The organism is Burkholderia sp. MBR-1, assembly GCF_013822785.1.
In the GTDB taxonomy this organism is placed as follows: Bacteria; Pseudomonadota; Gammaproteobacteria; order Burkholderiales; family Burkholderiaceae; genus Burkholderia; species Burkholderia vietnamiensis.
The window spans coordinates 177,696-193,724 of the sequence record NZ_CP053609.1; the positions used below are offsets into that span (position 1 = coordinate 177,696).

At 59.1% G+C, this 16,029-nt stretch carries 10 protein-coding genes, 6 tRNA genes and 2 rRNA genes; 1 reads left to right on the forward strand and 17 read right to left on the reverse strand.

Annotated features, from left to right (window positions below):
• Positions 1-3: 3 nt before the first annotated feature.
• The 13 genes from rpoB to MBR110_RS00925 form a co-directional block, all read right to left on the reverse strand.
• Positions 4-4,110 (reverse strand): DNA-directed RNA polymerase subunit beta, encoded by a 4,107-nt coding sequence (rpoB, locus tag MBR110_RS00865; RefSeq protein WP_011883000.1) that lies wholly within the window; start codon positions 4,108-4,110, stop codon positions 4-6.
• Positions 4,111-4,486: 376 nt separating this feature from the next.
• Positions 4,487-4,858 (reverse strand): 50S ribosomal protein L7/L12, encoded by a 372-nt coding sequence (rplL, locus tag MBR110_RS00870; protein WP_011882999.1) that lies wholly within the window; start codon positions 4,856-4,858, stop codon positions 4,487-4,489.
• A gap of 63 nt (positions 4,859-4,921) precedes the next feature.
• Positions 4,922-5,419 carry a 50S ribosomal protein L10 gene (gene rplJ / locus MBR110_RS00875; RefSeq protein ID WP_014722280.1) on the reverse strand — a complete coding sequence of 166 codons (498 nt, stop codon included), beginning with the start codon at positions 5,417-5,419 and terminating at the stop codon, positions 4,922-4,924.
• 304 nt (positions 5,420-5,723) lie between these two features.
• Complete coding sequence (rplA, locus tag MBR110_RS00880; protein WP_011882997.1) at positions 5,724-6,422, reverse strand: 50S ribosomal protein L1; 699 nt, start codon at positions 6,420-6,422, stop codon at positions 5,724-5,726.
• The gene (gene rplK / locus MBR110_RS00885; protein WP_006753591.1) at positions 6,423-6,854 is read right to left on the reverse strand and encodes a 50S ribosomal protein L11; all 432 of its coding nucleotides are present in this window, start codon (positions 6,852-6,854) and stop codon (positions 6,423-6,425) included.
• 140 nt (positions 6,855-6,994) lie between these two features.
• A complete protein-coding gene (nusG, locus tag MBR110_RS00890; protein ID WP_006400672.1) occupies positions 6,995-7,552 on the reverse strand; it encodes a transcription termination/antitermination protein NusG in 558 nt (185 codons plus the stop codon).
• Position 7,553: 1 nt separating this feature from the next.
• Positions 7,554-7,934 carry a preprotein translocase subunit SecE gene (gene secE, locus MBR110_RS00895; RefSeq protein ID WP_006482892.1) on the reverse strand — a complete coding sequence of 127 codons (381 nt, stop codon included), beginning with the start codon at positions 7,932-7,934 and terminating at the stop codon, positions 7,554-7,556.
• A 42-nt stretch (positions 7,935-7,976) separates the two neighbouring features.
• Positions 7,977-8,052, reverse strand: a tRNA-Trp gene (locus MBR110_RS00900).
• 59 nt (positions 8,053-8,111) lie between these two features.
• Positions 8,112-9,302, reverse strand: a complete 1,191-nt coding sequence (gene tuf, locus MBR110_RS00905) for an elongation factor Tu (RefSeq protein WP_011882996.1) — start codon at positions 9,300-9,302, stop codon at positions 8,112-8,114.
• Positions 9,303-9,367: 65 nt separating this feature from the next.
• Positions 9,368-9,442, reverse strand: a tRNA-Thr gene (locus MBR110_RS00910).
• A gap of 24 nt (positions 9,443-9,466) precedes the next feature.
• Positions 9,467-9,540, reverse strand: a tRNA-Gly gene (locus MBR110_RS00915).
• Between the two features lie 43 nt (positions 9,541-9,583).
• Positions 9,584-9,669 (reverse strand) — tRNA-Tyr (locus MBR110_RS00920).
• A 28-nt stretch (positions 9,670-9,697) separates the two neighbouring features.
• Complete coding sequence (locus MBR110_RS00925) at positions 9,698-9,889, reverse strand: hypothetical protein (protein ID WP_045578594.1); 192 nt, start codon at positions 9,887-9,889, stop codon at positions 9,698-9,700.
• A 488-nt stretch (positions 9,890-10,377) separates the two neighbouring features.
• On the opposite strand from MBR110_RS00925, the gene MBR110_RS00930 reads away from it, so the two are divergent.
• On the forward strand, positions 10,378-11,583 hold the full coding sequence (locus MBR110_RS00930) for an IS110-like element ISBma3 family transposase (protein ID WP_034193736.1): 1,206 nt from the start codon (positions 10,378-10,380) through the stop codon (positions 11,581-11,583).
• Between the two features lie 806 nt (positions 11,584-12,389).
• Here MBR110_RS00930 and rrf read toward each other — a convergent pair.
• The 4 genes from rrf to MBR110_RS00950 form a co-directional block, all read right to left on the reverse strand.
• A 5S ribosomal RNA gene (gene rrf / locus MBR110_RS00935) occupies positions 12,390-12,502 on the reverse strand.
• A gap of 154 nt (positions 12,503-12,656) precedes the next feature.
• Positions 12,657-15,535, reverse strand: a 23S ribosomal RNA gene (locus MBR110_RS00940).
• 285 nt (positions 15,536-15,820) lie between these two features.
• Positions 15,821-15,896 (reverse strand) — tRNA-Ala (locus MBR110_RS00945).
• A 38-nt stretch (positions 15,897-15,934) separates the two neighbouring features.
• Positions 15,935-16,011 (reverse strand) — tRNA-Ile (locus MBR110_RS00950).
• Positions 16,012-16,029 lie beyond the last annotated feature (18 nt).

Consider the following 16,029-nt stretch of genomic DNA (forward strand, 5'->3'; position numbering starts at 1 on the left):
CGATTAATTGCGGTCGAGATCGATGTCGATACCGAGCGAGCGGATTTCCTTCACCAGCACGTTGAAGGATTCCGGCATGCCTGCATCGATCACGTGATCGCCCTTGACGAGGTTCTCGTAGACCTTCGTCCGGCCGGTCACGTCGTCCGACTTCACCGTCAGCATTTCCTGCAGCACGTAGGACGCGCCGTACGCTTCGAGTGCCCACACTTCCATTTCACCGAAACGCTGGCCGCCGAACTGCGCCTTACCACCCAGCGGCTGCTGCGTGACGAGCGAGTACGGGCCCGTCGAACGCGCGTGCATCTTGTCGTCGACAAGGTGGTGCAGCTTCAGGTAGTGCATGTAGCCGAGCGTCACGCGACGTTCGAACTGCTCGCCCGTGCGACCGTCGTACAGGCGGACCTGGTTCTTCGACGGGTTCATGTCGAGCTGTTGCGCGATGTCGTCCGGGAACGCGAGGTCGAGCATCTTGCCCATTTCTTCCTCGGTCGCACCGTCGAACACCGGCGTCGCGAACGGCACGCCTTCGCGCAGGTTCTTCGCGAGTTCGAGGATCTCTTCGTCGGTGAAGCTTTCCAGATCTTCCTGGCGGCCCGACTCGTTGTAGATCTTCGTCAGGAACACGCGCAGTTCCTCGATCTTCGCCTGACGCTGCAGCATTTCGCCGATCCGCCAGCCGAGACCCTTCGCGGCCCAGCCGAGGTGAACTTCGAGCACCTGACCCACGTTCATCCGCGACGGCACGCCGAGCGGGTTCAGCACGACGTCGGCCGGACGGCCGTCGGCCATGTACGGCATGTCTTCGATCGGGACGATCTTCGACACGACACCCTTGTTACCGTGACGGCCTGCCATCTTGTCGCCAGGCTGCAGGCGGCGCTTCACCGCGAGGTACACCTTGACCATCTTCAGCACGCCCGGCGGCAGTTCGTCGCCTTGCGTGAGCTTCTTGCGCTTCTCTTCGAACGCGAGGTCGAACTGGTGACGCTTCTCTTCGATCGAGTTCTTGATCGCTTCGAGCTGCGCCGCTGCTTCGTCGTCCGCGAGGCGGATGTCGAACCAGTGGTAGTGGTCGAGATCTTCCAGGTAAGCCTGGTCGATCTTCGTGCCCTTCGCGAGCTTCTTCGGACCGCCGTTCGCGACCTTGCCCACCAGCATGCGGGCGAGACGCTGGAACGCGTCGCCTTCCACGATGCGCAGCTGGTCGTTCAGGTCGAGACGGTAGCGCTTCAGTTCGTCGTCGATGATCTGTTGCGCACGCTTGTCGCGCTGGATGCCTTCGCGCGTGAACACCTGGACGTCGATCACCGTGCCGCTCATGCCCGACGGCACGCGCAGCGACGTGTCCTTCACGTCCGAAGCCTTCTCGCCGAAGATCGCGCGCAGCAGCTTCTCTTCCGGCGTCAGCTGGGTCTCGCCCTTCGGCGTGACCTTGCCGACCAGCACGTCGCCCGCTTCGACTTCAGCACCGATGTACACGATGCCCGATTCGTCGAGACGGCCGAGCTGGACTTCCGCCAGGTTCGAGATGTCGCGCGTGATTTCTTCCGGCCCGAGCTTCGTGTCGCGTGCAACGACGTTCAGCTCTTCGATGTGGATCGACGTGTAGCGATCGTCCGCGACCACCTTCTCCGAAATCAGGATCGAGTCTTCGAAGTTGTAGCCGTTCCACGGCATGAACGCGATCAGCATGTTCTGACCGAGCGCGAGCTCGCCCAGGTCCGTCGAGGCGCCGTCGGCCAGCACGTCGCCGCGCGAGACCTTGTCGCCCATCTTCACGATCGGACGCTGGTTGATGTTCGTGTTCTGGTTCGAACGCGTGTACTTGATCAGGTTGTAGATGTCGACACCGACTTCACCTGCGACCGCTTCGTCGTCGTTCACGCGAATCACGATACGGCCTGCGTCGACGTAGTCGACCACACCGCCGCGGAACGCCTGAACCGTCGTGCCCGAGTCGACCGCACAGGTGCGCTCGATGCCCGTACCGACGACCGGCTTCTCCGGACGCAGGCACGGCACGGCCTGACGCTGCATGTTCGAGCCCATCAGTGCGCGGTTCGCGTCGTCGTGCTCGAGGAACGGAATCAGCGAAGCTGCCACCGACACGATCTGCGACGGCGCGACGTCCATGTACTGGATGCGATCCGGCGTGACCATCATCGTTTCGCCGGCTTCACGCGACGACACGAGTTCGTCGATCAGCTGGCCGTTCTCGTCGATCGCGGCGTTCGCCTGAGCGATCATGTAGCGCCCTTCCTCGATCGCCGACAGGTAGTCGATCTGGTCGGTCACCTTGCTGTCCACGACCTTGCGGTACGGCGTCTCGAGGAAGCCGTACTCGTTCAGGTGCGCGTACAGTGCGAGCGAGTTGATCAGGCCGATGTTCGGACCTTCCGGCGTTTCGATCGGGCACACGCGGCCGTAGTGGGTCGGGTGCACGTCGCGGACTTCGAAGCCTGCGCGCTCGCGCGTCAGACCGCCCGGGCCCAGTGCGGAAACACGGCGCTTGTGCGTGATTTCCGACAGCGGGTTGGTCTGGTCCATGAACTGCGACAGCTGCGACGAACCGAAGAACTCGCGGATCGCCGACGAAATCGGCTTCGAGTTGATCAGGTCGTGCGGCATCAGGTTTTCGCTTTCGGCCTGGCCGAGGCGTTCCTTCACCGCGCGCTCGACACGCACGAGACCGGCGCGGAACTGGTTTTCCGCCAGTTCGCCGACGCAACGCACGCGACGGTTGCCGAGGTGGTCGATGTCGTCCACTTCGCCCTTGCCGTTGCGCAGCTCGACGAGGATCTTGATCGTCGCGAGGATGTCGTCGTCCTGCAGCGTCATCGGGCCGACGATTTCGTCACGGCCGACGCGGCGGTTGAACTTCATGCGGCCGACCTTCGACAGGTCGTACGCTTCTTCGCTGTAGAACAGACGGTTGAACAGCGCCTCGACCGCTTCTTCGGTCGGCGGTTCGCCCGGACGCATCATGCGGTAGATCGCGATGCGCGCGGCCGTACGGTCGGTCGTTTCGTCGACGCGCAGCGTCGACGAAATGTACGGACCCTGATCCAGATCGTTCGTGTAGAGCGTCTGGATGTCCTTGATGCCGGCTTCGCGCAGCTTCTCGAGCACGCTTTCCGTGACTTCGTCGTTCGCGCTCGCGATCACTTCGCCGGTGTCGCCGTCAACGACGTTCTTCGCCAGCACGCGGCCGAGCAGATAGTCTTCCGGCACCGAGATGAACTTGGTCTTCGCGGCTTCGAGATCGCGAATGTGCTTCGCGTTGATCCGCTTGTCCTTCTGGACGATGACCTTGCCGTCGCGATCGGTGATGTCGAAACGCGCGACTTCACCACGCAGGCGCTCGGGCACGAACTCGAGTTGCGCGCCTTCGTCCATCAGCGTGAAGTTGTCGAACACGAAGAAGTTCGCGAGGATCTGTTCCGGCGTGAGGCCGATGGCCTTCAGCAGGATCGTGACCGGCATCTTGCGGCGACGGTCGACGCGGAAGTACAGGATGTCCTTCGGATCGAATTCGAAGTCGAGCCACGAGCCGCGGTACGGAATGATCCGTGCCGAGAACAGCAGCTTGCCCGAGCTGTGCGTCTTGCCCTTGTCGTGTTCGAAGAACACGCCCGGCGAACGGTGCAGCTGCGAGACGATGACACGCTCGGTGCCGTTGATGACGAACGAGCCCGTCGGCGTCATGAGCGGAATTTCGCCCATGTACACTTCCTGCTCCTTCACTTCCTTGACGACCGGCTTGTTCGGCGATTCCTTGTCGAGGATGACGAGGCGGACCTTCGCGCGCAGCGCCGAGCAGTACGTCAGGCCCCGCTGCTGGCATTCCTTGATGTTGAATGCCGGCGAGGACAGCGCATAGCTCACGAACTCGAGGCGCGCGAAACCGTTGTGCGAAACAATGGGAAATACCGACGTGAACGCGGCCTGCAAGCCTTCGGGCTTGCGTTGCGTTGCCGGCACATCAGCTTGCAGAAACGTGCTGAATGATTCAAGCTGGGTGGCCAGCAAGAACGGAACTTGGTGAACGATGGGGCGCTTCGCGAAACTCTTGCGAATGCGCTTCTTCTCGGTGAAGGAATATTGCATACGATCTCCGAATCACGGCGGGTGCTGTCGAGGCGGGATACCTGGACGTTTCAAACCCGAGTGTTCACCGACTGAGACCCGATGGCCGCCCGATGGCTTGAACGAGCCGAGAAGCTTGGTGGTTGGCCGCTACCAACCGCTGGCTGACGGCAGCGGATGCCTGTGTTGCCCGCTACCCGACCAAACTTGCCTTCTGCAGTCGCTTCAGAAGACAAAGAGAAACGCCAGTCGCGACATCGGCAACGATTTGACGGTTTTCTTTGGCTTCTGGGGCCGATCATTCGGGCTCCCGAAAGAGTGCCAGAATAACGTCCCCACAAAGCACAAAAAGGCCGGCGGTGAAAATACCGCCAGCCTTCGCACGGCGCGTCGAAACTTACTTGACTTCGACCTTCGCGCCTGCTTCTTCCAGCTTCTTCTTGGCTTCTTCAGCAGCAGCCTTGTCGACGCCTTCCTTGACAGCCTTCGGTGCGCCGTCAACGACGTCCTTCGCTTCCTTCAGGCCCAGGCCCGTCAGTTCGCGAACTGCCTTGATGACTGCAACCTTGTTGCTGCCTGCTTCAGTCAGGACGACCGTGAATTCGGTCTTCTCTTCCACAGCAGCGGCTGCGCCGCCTGCCGGGCCAGCGACTGCCACTGCAGCTGCCGACACGCCAAACTTCTCTTCGAATGCCTTGACCAGTTCGTTCAGTTCCAGAACGGTCATCCCTTCGACTGCTGCCAGGATGTCTTCTTTTGCGATTGCCATTTGAAATACTCCTAAATTGAATTCGGATACAGCCAGCGATCAATGACGCTGATGCACGTTCGCTTACGCAGCTTCCGCTTGCTTCTTCTCGGCCAGCGCGGCGAGAGCGCGCGCGAAGCCCGAAACAGGCGATTGCATAACGAACAGCAGCTTCGAGAGCAGTTCTTCGCGGCTCGGGATGCTTGCCAGCGCTTGCACGCCAGCCTTGTCCATCACCTTGCCATCGAACGAACCAGCCTTGATGACCAACTTTTCATTGCCCTTGCTGAAGTCGTTGACGACCTTAGCAGCAGCAATGGCATCTTCCGAGATGCCGTAGATCAGAGGACCAGTCATCTGCTCTGCCAGCGGAGCAAACGGCGTACCTTCGACGGCGCGACGCGCCAGCGTGTTCTTCAACACGCGCAGGTAAACCTGTTGCTCACGCGCTTTCGCGCGCAGCTTGGTCAGATCGCCAACCGCAATTCCACGATACTCAGCCAGCACAACGGTCTGGGCCTTCGCGACTTGCGCGGCAACCTCAGCGACGACGGCTTGCTTGTCTTCTCTATTAAGCGGCACGGTTAGCCTCCAGAAACGATACGTTCGGCTTGCCGATAGGGCTACCTCACGTACCTCGTTCAACAACGGCGTCCGACCTCGTTAGGAGTATTTCCACCTCATGCCGTGAATCGCTTCACGACCTGCGGCTTCACCACTGCAAAACTTTTTCGGGTTCGCCATCTGCGTTGGCTTGAATTAAGGGCTCGCCTGCCTGCTGCGTCCCACCAACGGTCTTTGATAACCGGTTGTTCGCCTTGCTGCACGAACAACCGCCCAAAGCCCATTTAGGCCGCCTCGCGAACGAGGCGGCCCGAATACTTGCTTACTGCGCTGCCAGCGTAGCCTGGTCGACGCGCACGCCGACGCCCATCGTGCTCGACAGTGCGATCTTGCGCAGGTAGACGCCCTTGCTCGTTGCCGGCTTGGCCTTTTGCAGCGCTTCGATCAGTGCCGACAGGTTCGAACGCAGTGCGGTCGCTTCGAACGACGCACGGCCGATCGTTGCGTGGATGATACCGGCCTTGTCGACGCGGAACTGCACCTGACCTGCCTTTGCGTTCTTCACTGCGGTTGCGACGTCCGGCGTGACCGTGCCGACCTTCGGGTTCGGCATCAGGCCGCGCGGGCCGAGGATCTGACCGAGCGTACCGACGATACGCATCGTGTCCGGCGAAGCGATCACGATGTCGAAGTCCATCTGGCCAGCCTTGATCTGCTCAGCCAGGTCTTCCATACCGACGATTTCGGCGCCTGCTGCGCGAGCCTGCTCGGCCTTTTCGCCTTGCGCGAACACCGCAACGCGAACCGACTTGCCCGTACCTGCCGGCAGAACGACCGAACCACGAACGACCTGGTCCGACTTCTTCGCATCGATGCCGAGCTGAACTGCGACGTCGATCGACTCGTTGAACTTCGCGCTCGCGCATTCCTTCACGAGTGCCAGTGCGTCTTCGATCGCGTACAGCTTCTGACGATCGACCTTCGCTTCGAATGCCTGACGGCGCTTGGAGATCTTAGCCATTTACACGCCCTCCACGGTGATGCCCATCGAGCGTGCGCTACCAGCGATGGTGCGAACGGCTGCGTCCAGATCAGCTGCCGTAAGGTCCGGCATCTTGGTCTTCGCGATTTCTTCGGCTTGAGCGCGCGTGATCGAACCGACCTTGTCGGTGTGCGGCTTGCTCGAGCCCTTGTCCACCTTCGCCGCCTTCTTGATCAGGACGGTCGCCGGCGGCGTCTTCATCACGAACGTGAAGCTCTTGTCAGCGAATGCCGTGATGACCACCGGCACCGGCAGACCCGGCTCCATGCCTTGAGTCTGCGCGTTGAACGCCTTGCAGAACTCCATGATGTTCAGGCCGCGCTGGCCCAGTGCCGGACCGACCGGCGGCGACGGGTTGGCTTTACCTGCAGGGATCTGCAGCTTGATAAAGCCGACAATCTTCTTTGCCATTTGAAAACCTCGTTGGAACGCCAGGCGGCGTTCGGTGAGTGATAACGCGCGTTCGCCGCTGGCTACTGACGCTCCTCAACGGCCATGACGCGGGCCGTAAGCGCGAAGGTGGGCAGCCTGGGCTGCCCACCGAATCGGGATCAAACTTTTTCGACCTGGCCGAACTCGAGCTCGACCGGAGTGGACCGGCCAAAGATCGTGACCGATACACGCACGCGCGACTTCTCGTAGTTGACTTCCTCGACGGTGCCGTTGAAGTCCGTAAACGGGCCTTCCTTGACACGCACCATCTCGCCAACTTCGAACAGGGTCTTCGGACGCGGCTTTTCCACGCCTTCCTGCATCTGCGACATGATCTTTTCGACTTCCTTCGGGGAAATCGGGGTCGGGCGGTTGCGCGCACCGCCGACAAAACCGGTGACCTTCGCGGTGTTCTTCACGAGGTGCCACGTTTCGTCCGTCATTTCCATTTCCACCAGCACGTAGCCGGGGAAAAAACGACGCTCGGTCACTGCCTTGTGACCGCCTTTGACTTCGACCACTTCTTCGGTCGGAACGAGTATCTGACCGAACTTGTCCTGCATGCCGGCACGTTCGATGCGCTCTTGAAGCGCACGCTGCACGCTCTTCTCCATGCCGGAGTAGGCGTGCACGACGTACCAACGCTTTCCGCTCGGGGATGCCGGAGTATCGCTCATATCATTTCCAACCCAGAATCGCCGAGAAAATCACCCATTCGATCGATTTATCACTCAACCAGAGGAAAATCGCCATCACGAGCACGAAACCGAACACGACGAGTGTGGTTTGCGTTGCTTCCTTGCGGGTGGGCCAAACGACCTTGCGGACTTCCTTGTACGAATCCTTAGCAAAGGCGATGAGGCTCTTGCCAGGTGCGGACATCAGACCGACGGCCACGCCGGCGATGATACCTACCGCCAATGCGGCACCGCGGACATACCACTGCTGGTTGGCCAGCCAGAAGAAGCCCACGAATCCGGCCAAGACCAGCAATACGCCCAGGGCCAGCATCAGCTTATCGCCGGAGGTATTTACAGTTTCGACGGATGGATTCGCCATAACACCTTAAAACAAATGCCACGTGTGACACGTGGCGATTTTTGGCAGGGGCAGAGGGAATCGAACCCCCAACCTTCGGTTTTGGAGACCGACGCTCTGCCAGTTGAGCTATACCCCTAAACCATGTTGGGGCCGGCTGCTGCCAGCCCCAAAACTGTCGATCAACGAATAACTGGCTTACTCGATGATCTTGGCGACGACGCCAGCGCCGACGGTACGGCCGCCTTCGCGGATTGCGAAGCGCAGACCTTCTTCCATCGCGATCGGCGCAATCAGCTTCACCGTGATCGACACGTTGTCGCCCGGCATCACCATTTCCTTGTCCTTCGGCAGCTCGATCGAGCCCGTCACGTCCGTCGTACGGAAGTAGAACTGCGGACGGTAGTTGTTGAAGAACGGCGTATGACGGCCGCCTTCGTCCTTGCTCAGCACGTACACTTCAGCCGTGAAGTGCGTGTGCGGCGTGATCGAACCCGGCTTCGCCAGAACCTGGCCGCGCTCCACGTCTTCACGCTTCGTGCCGCGCAGCAGGATACCGACGTTGTCGCCTGCCTGACCCTGGTCCAGCAGCTTGCGGAACATTTCAACGCCCGTGCAGGTCGTCTTCACCGTCGGCTTGATACCGACGATTTCGATTTCCTCGCCGACCTTCACGATGCCGCGCTCGACGCGACCCGTCACCACCGTGCCGCGACCCGAGATCGAGAACACGTCTTCCACCGGCATCAGGAACGCGCCGTCAACCGCACGCTCCGGCGTCGGGATGTACGTGTCCAGTGCGTCTGCCAGGTTCATGATCGCCACTTCGCCCAGCTCGCCCGTGTCGCCTTCCAGCGCCAGCTTGGCCGAACCCTTCACGATCGGCGTGTCGTCGCCCGGGAAGTCGTACTTCGACAGGAGTTCGCGAACTTCCATCTCGACCAGCTCGAGCAGTTCAGCGTCGTCCACCATGTCGCACTTGTTCAGGAACACGATGATGTACGGAACGCCAACCTGACGTGCCAGCAGGATGTGCTCGCGCGTTTGCGGCATCGGGCCGTCTGCTGCCGAGCAAACCAGGATCGCGCCGTCCATCTGCGCTGCGCCCGTGATCATGTTCTTCACGTAGTCGGCGTGGCCCGGGCAGTCGACGTGTGCGTAGTGGCGGTTCGCCGTTTCGTACTCGACGTGTGCCGTGTTGATCGTGATGCCGCGCGCCTTTTCTTCCGGTGCCGCGTCGATCTGGTCGTAGGCCTTCGCTTCGCCGCCGAACTTCTTCGTCAGCACCGTCGTGATCGCTGCCGTCAGCGTCGTCTTGCCGTGGTCAACGTGACCGATCGTACCAACGTTGACGTGCGGCTTGGTCCGCTCAAACTTTTCCTTGGCCATTTTCAACTCCCGAAAGGAATTTCACATGTTGCGCCGCGCGCAAACAGACACTGACTTTTTACTGCTGGTGCCCATGGGCAGGATCGAACTGCCGACCTCTCCCTTACCAAGGGAGTGCTCTACCACTGAGCCACATGGGCATGTAACGCTTCAACTTCGCGGACTGGAGCGGGTGAAGGGAATCGAACCCTCGTCGTAAGCTTGGAAGGCTTCTGCTCTACCATTGAGCTACACCCGCACGGGCCACTAACGATTCCCTACCGCTCTCTGCGCTGATGTTCTGGTGGAGGAGGTTGGATTCGAACCAACGTAGGCGTAAGCCAACAGATTTACAGTCTGCCCCCTTTAGCCACTCGGGCACCCCTCCGTAGAGAACTGACGATTATGGGGGTGCATCACACTCTTGTCAAGCACATCCGGAAGATTATTTTCATTTTCTTCCAAGGCACCAGACCGACACACCCGACACCCGCACTCGCCCGGCTAAAGGCAAGTTCGAGAGGATCGCCATCGGCGTCCACATCTTCGTCAGACCCCGTCTTCAGCAGCGATTTGCATCTTTGCTGAAAACGAAAGACCGCCATCATACGACCTCCTGCCCGGAATGCCAAGCAGGTAGACGAAAAAATTTCGCAATTTCCATGCCGGGCAATTGGAACGGCGTCGGTTGGAGTGTTTGGCGGCGGTTCGGATGTCGTGGAGACGGGCTCGACATAATGCGCTTCGTTGTGCTGGAGCTGGGATCGCAGATCCGCTGTTGCTCGCGCACGCTACGAAGCGCGTGATCTCCGCACGACGGCGGACGCGCTCTTCGTCGGCGATGGCTGGGGCGCGTTATAAGCAGCCCCGTTACTATCTTCACGCCCCGATAATCGGGGTTTTGGCCAGCCAGGCCCGGCATGATTCCCGCCCCCAGTCGCAGTCATGATCCGGTGGGTGTTGTCACCGGGCCTGGTGGGTGGCTGGTGATCGCTGATAGGGGTTTGGCCGGGATATCCCGACGCCGTCCGTAACGTGGATGCCGAGACCTGCCACCGTTGTTGCAGGCCAATCCGTTCACTCTGCAGAAACTTCGATGCAAGACACTCAACAACGTGACGCCGTCGATGTCTTTGTCGGCGTCGATGTCGGTAAGGGCCACCATCACGCCGTGGCACTCGATCGGAACGGTAAGCGCCTGTACAACAAGGCACTGCCCAACGATGAGGCCAAGCTGCGCGCCCTCATCGCCGAACTCAAGACTCACGGTCGACTGCTGTTCGTCGTCGATCAGCCTTCCACCATCGGTGCGCTTCCTGTAGCCGTCGCCCGCGCCGAAGGCGTACTCGTCGCCTATCTGCCCGGACTGGCCATGCGCCGCATCGCTGATTTGCACGCCGGCGAAGCCAAGACCGATGCCCGCGACGCCGCGATCATCGCCGCAGCCGCTCGCTCGATGCCGCATACGCTGCGCTCGCTTCGACTGGCCGACGAGCAACTCGCCGAACTCACCATGCTCTGCGGCTTCGATGACGACCTCGCCGCTCAGGTCACGCAAACCAGCAACCGCATTCGCGGGCTGCTTACCCAGATCCATCCGGCGCTCGAGCGTGTTCTCGGACCGCGCCTTGACCATCCAGCGGTACTCGATCTGCTTGAGCGCTATCCGTCGCCCGCCGCGCTTGCCGGCACCAGCGAGAAGACGCTCGCCAATCGCCTGACCAAGCTCGCTCCGCGCATGGGCAAAGGCTTAGCGGCCGAAATCGTTCAGGCACTGAGCGAACAAGCCGTGACCGTGCCCGGCACGCAAGCCGCCACCATCGTCATGCCCCGTTTAGCCCAGCAGCTTGCGGCATTGCGTAAGCAACGCGACGAGATCGCTGCCGAAGTGGAGCGATTGGTGCTTGCTCACCCTCTTTGGCCGGTCCTGACCAGCATGCCGGGAGTCGGCGTCAGGACCGCCGCCAGACTCCTGACCGAGGTCGCTCATAAGGCGTTCGCTTCGGCGGCGCATCTGGCGGCCTACGCCGGCCTCGCGCCGGTTACCCGACGCTCAGGTTCATCGATACGCGGTGAACATCCATCCAGACGCGGCAACAAGGTGCTCAAGCGCGCCTTATTCCTATCCGCCTTCGCGGCCTTGCGGGACCCAGTCTCACGGGCCTATTACTCGCGCAAGATCCAGCAAGGCAAGCGTCATAACCAAGCGCTCATCGCGCTCGCGCGGCGACGCTGCGACGTTCTGTTCGCCATGCTGCGCGACGGCACCATTTACCAACCCAAGTCAGCCCCTAACGCTTGACGAAACACATAGGGGCACCCCCCCCAGTGCCCGTGCAGCCATAGTTCGCTGTATGGCGACCGTTAGGACGGTCGCCATACGCCGATCGAGCTGAAAATGCCTCCGGCTAGGCCACTCCCGGTCGGCGCAATCGAGTAATAGCAGGCGCCCAAGGCACAAAACATCGGCAGCACAACTTCGCCCCGACCTACACGTGCCCACCGTGCACGCTCTTACGCGCCACCCTGGCCGCCCTCAAGTGACGATGTCGTGGACACGCCACCGGGCCGCACATGCTGCACGGACTGAGACCACCAGGTCGCGGCCGGCCAAGCCCTAAATCTTGACGGAACGGACCGCAGCTGCGGCTCGTCGCCGGAGGGAGATATCGGAAATCGGCCGCAGTTCATTGCAGTACGCGTCCGGATATCGCGGGGTGTGGTGCACCATCGCTGGAAGCGATAGATGTCCAGCGGGCCGATAACCCGTTCGATTTCCGAGGAGCTACCGACCGCCCGAGGGACGCACTCAAGCGGCACCATGCTCTGGCGGGCAGCACAAGATTAACCCGCAGTTCGGACTGCCGAAGTGACTATAGGGGGCAGGTACCCGGGAGGGTGTACTGCTTAGCGCTGTGCCTACAGGCATCCGTTCTCGGCCTGTCGATGCGTCGTCCGCTGGGGCGGCTGATCGATATATGTAGGCAGGGGACCTCGGGCGACACGCTGGCAGCAGAGCTTACTACCAAGTCACGAAGGCATAAGACTTTTCCGTCGCGCCAATGCAAAAACCCCCGCCTTATCGGGCGGGGGTTCCTGGCTTAGGGAGCCTGACGATTACCTACTTTCACACGGGAATCCGCACTATCATCGGCGTAGAGTCGTTTCACGGTCCTGTTCGGGATGGGAAGGGGTGGGACCGACTCGCTATGGTCATCAGGCAAAGAGGGTTGTTCTGCTGGCGTGGCCAACAGAACCAATCTTGGAAGAAGCAGTAATTTAGGTTGTGTGTATCACACACGAGAATCCAACATGTCGCTCCGGATCGCGGCCAGTGCTTTCGCACGGCGCCGATCTACAAGGCAGACTTGTTATAGGATCAAGCCTTACGGGCAATTAGTATCAGTTAGCTGAACGCATTACTGCGCTTACACACCTGACCTATCAACGTCCTGGTCTCGAACGACCCTTCAAGGGGATCTAGTCCCCAGGGATATCTCATCTTAAGGCGAGTTTCCCGCTTAGATGCTTTCAGCGGTTATCTCTTCCGAACATAGCTACCCGGCGATGCCACTGGCGTGACAACCGGTACACCAGAGGTTCGTCCACTCCGGTCCTCTCGTACTAGGAGCAGCCCCCTTCAAATATCCAACGCCCACGGCAGATAGGGACCAAACTGTCTCACGACGTTTTAAACCCAGCTCACGTACCTCTTTAAATGGCGAACAGCCATACCCTTGGGACCGGCTACAGCCCCAGGATGAGATGAGCCGACATCGAGGTGCCAAACACCGCCGTCGATATGAACTCTTGGGCGGTATCAGCCTGTTATCCCCAGAGTACCTTTTATCCGTTGAGCGATGGCCCTTCCATACAGAACCACCGGATCACTATGACCTGCTTTCGCACCTGCTCGACTTGTCGGTCTCGCAGTTAAGCACGCTTATGCCATTGCACTATCAGCACGATTTCCGACCGTACCTAGCGTACCTTCGTACTCCTCCGTTACGCTTTGGGAGGAGACCGCCCCAGTCAAACTGCCTACCATGCACTGTCCCCGACCCGGATCACGGGCCAAGGTTAGAACCTCAAACAAACCAGGGTGGTATTTCAAGGACGGCTCCACCGAAACTAGCGTTCCGGTTTCATAGCCTCCCACCTATCCTACACAGATCGGTTCAAAGTCCAATGCAAAGCTACAGTAAAGGTTCATGGGGTCTTTCCGTCTAGCCGCGGGTAGATTGCATCATCACAAACACTTCAACTTCGCTGAGTCTCGGGAGGAGACAGTGTGGCCATCGTTACGCCATTCGTGCAGGTCGGAACTTACCCGACAAGGAATTTCGCTACCTTAGGACCGTTATAGTTACGGCCGCCGTTTACCGGGACTTCAATCAAGAGCTTGCACCCCATCATTTAATCTTCCGGCACCGGGCAGGCGTCACACCCTATACGTCCACTTTCGTGTTTGCAGAGTGCTGTGTTTTTATTAAACAGTCGCAGCCACCAGTTTATTGCAACCCCTTCACCCTCCTGGCGCAGGCCAGTCAAGCTACAAGGGCGTACCTTATCCCGAAGTTACGGTACCAATTTGCCGAGTTCCTTCTCCCGAGTTCTCTCAAGCGCCTTAGAATACTCATCTCGCCCACCTGTGTCGGTTTGCGGTACGGTCATCGTTAGACTGAAGCTTAGAGGCTTTTCTTGGAACCACTTCCAATTGCTTCGCTCCCGAAGGAGCTCGCGCCACACCCTTGAATTACGCACCCGGATTTGCCTAAGTGCCTTCTCCAATGCAGCGACCGGGACTTCCAACACCCGGACAACCTTCCGCGATCCGTCCCCCATCGCATCTAACAATGGTGCAGGAATATTGACCTGCTTCCCATCAGCTACGCATTTCTGCCTCGCCTTAGGGGCCGACTCACCCTACGCCGATGAACGTTGCGTAGGAAACCTTGGGCTTACGGCGAGGGGGCCTTTCACCCCCTTTATCGCTACTCATGTCAGCATTCGCACTTCCGATACCTCCAGCACCCTTTACAAGGCACCTTCGCAGGCTTACGGAACGCTCTCCTACCATGCGAGCAAAGCTCGCATCCGCAGCTTCGGTATATAGCTTAGCCCCGTTACTCTTCCGCGCAGGACGACTCGATCAGTGAGCTATTACGCTTTCTTTAAAGGGTGGCTGCTTCTAAGCCAACCTCCTGACTGTTTTAGCCTTCCCACTTCGTTTCCCACTTAGCTATATTTGGGGACCTTAGCTGGCGGTCTGGGTTGTTTCCCTCTTGACACCGGACGTTAGCACCCGATGTCTGTCTCCCGTGATTGCACTCTTCGGTATTCGGAGTTTGCTATGGCGGGGTAATCTGCAATAGACCCCCCAACCATGACAGTGCTCTACCCCCGAAGGTGAGACACGAGGCACTACCTAAATAGTTTTCGGAGAGAACCAGCTATTTCCAGGTTTGTTTAGCCTTTCACCCCTATCCACAGCTCATCCCCTAACTTTTCAACGTTAGTGGGTTCGGACCTCCAGTACGTGTTACCGCACCTTCATCCTGGCCATGGATAGATCACCTGGTTTCGGGTCTACGCCCAGCAACTGAACGCCCTATTCGGACTCGCTTTCGCTACGCCTGCCCTATACGGTTAAGCTTGCTACTGAACGTAAGTCGCTGACCCATTATACAAAAGGTACGCCGTCACCCCTTACGAGGCTCCGACTGTTTGTATGCATGCGGTTTCAGGATCTATTTCACTCCCCTCCCGGGGTTCTTTTCGCCTTTCCCTCACGGTACTGGTTCACTATCGGTCGATCACGAGTATTTAGCCTTGGAGGATGGTCCCCCCATCTTCAGACAGGATTTCACGTGTCCCGCCCTACTTGTCGCACACCTAGTTCTTTCATACTGTTTTCGCCTACAGGGCTATCACCTGCTATGGCCGCACTTTCCAGAGCGTTCGGCTAACAATACAAATAAAGAGTGCAAGGCTCATCCCATTTCGCTCGCCACTACTTTGGGAATCTCGGTTGATTTCTTTTCCTGCGGTTACTTAGATGTTTCAGTTCACCGCGTTCGCTTCTCTGGACCTATGTATTCAGTCCAGGATGACCCAAAAGGGCCGGGTTTCCCATTCGGACATCTACGGATCAAAGCTCGTTTGCCAGCTCCCCGTAGCTTTTCGCAGGCTACCGCGTCCTTCATCGCCTGTGATCGCCAAGGCATCCACCACATGCACTTGTTCGCTTGACCCTATAACGAGTCTGTCTCATCGACAGTCGCTACAGGTTGAGTTCTCGCGTTGTGCCGTATTCCAATTAGAGCCGAACATGAAGTTCGAATCATCTTGAGATACATCGATACAATCACAACCCGGATAGTTTTCACGTCCATCTCAAGACGCTTCCGCTATCCAAATTACTTACTTCTTCCAGATTGTTAAAGAACGACAGCCGATATGGTGTTACTCATATCACCCTGACTGGCTCAATCGCCAATGACAAAAGCTCGACGCGTCGAACGCTTGTCATTGAGGATTGGTGGAGGCAGACGGGATCGAACCGACGACCCCCTGCTTGCAAAGCAGGTGCTCTCCCAGCTGAGCTATGCCCCCATGAGTACAGATGCCTCAGGGTGTTACCGCCAGACAAATGGTGGGTCTGGTTGGATTCGAACCAACGACCCCCGCCTTATCAAGACGGTGCTCTAACCGACTGAGCTACAGACCCCTGAGTCTGTCTTTAAAT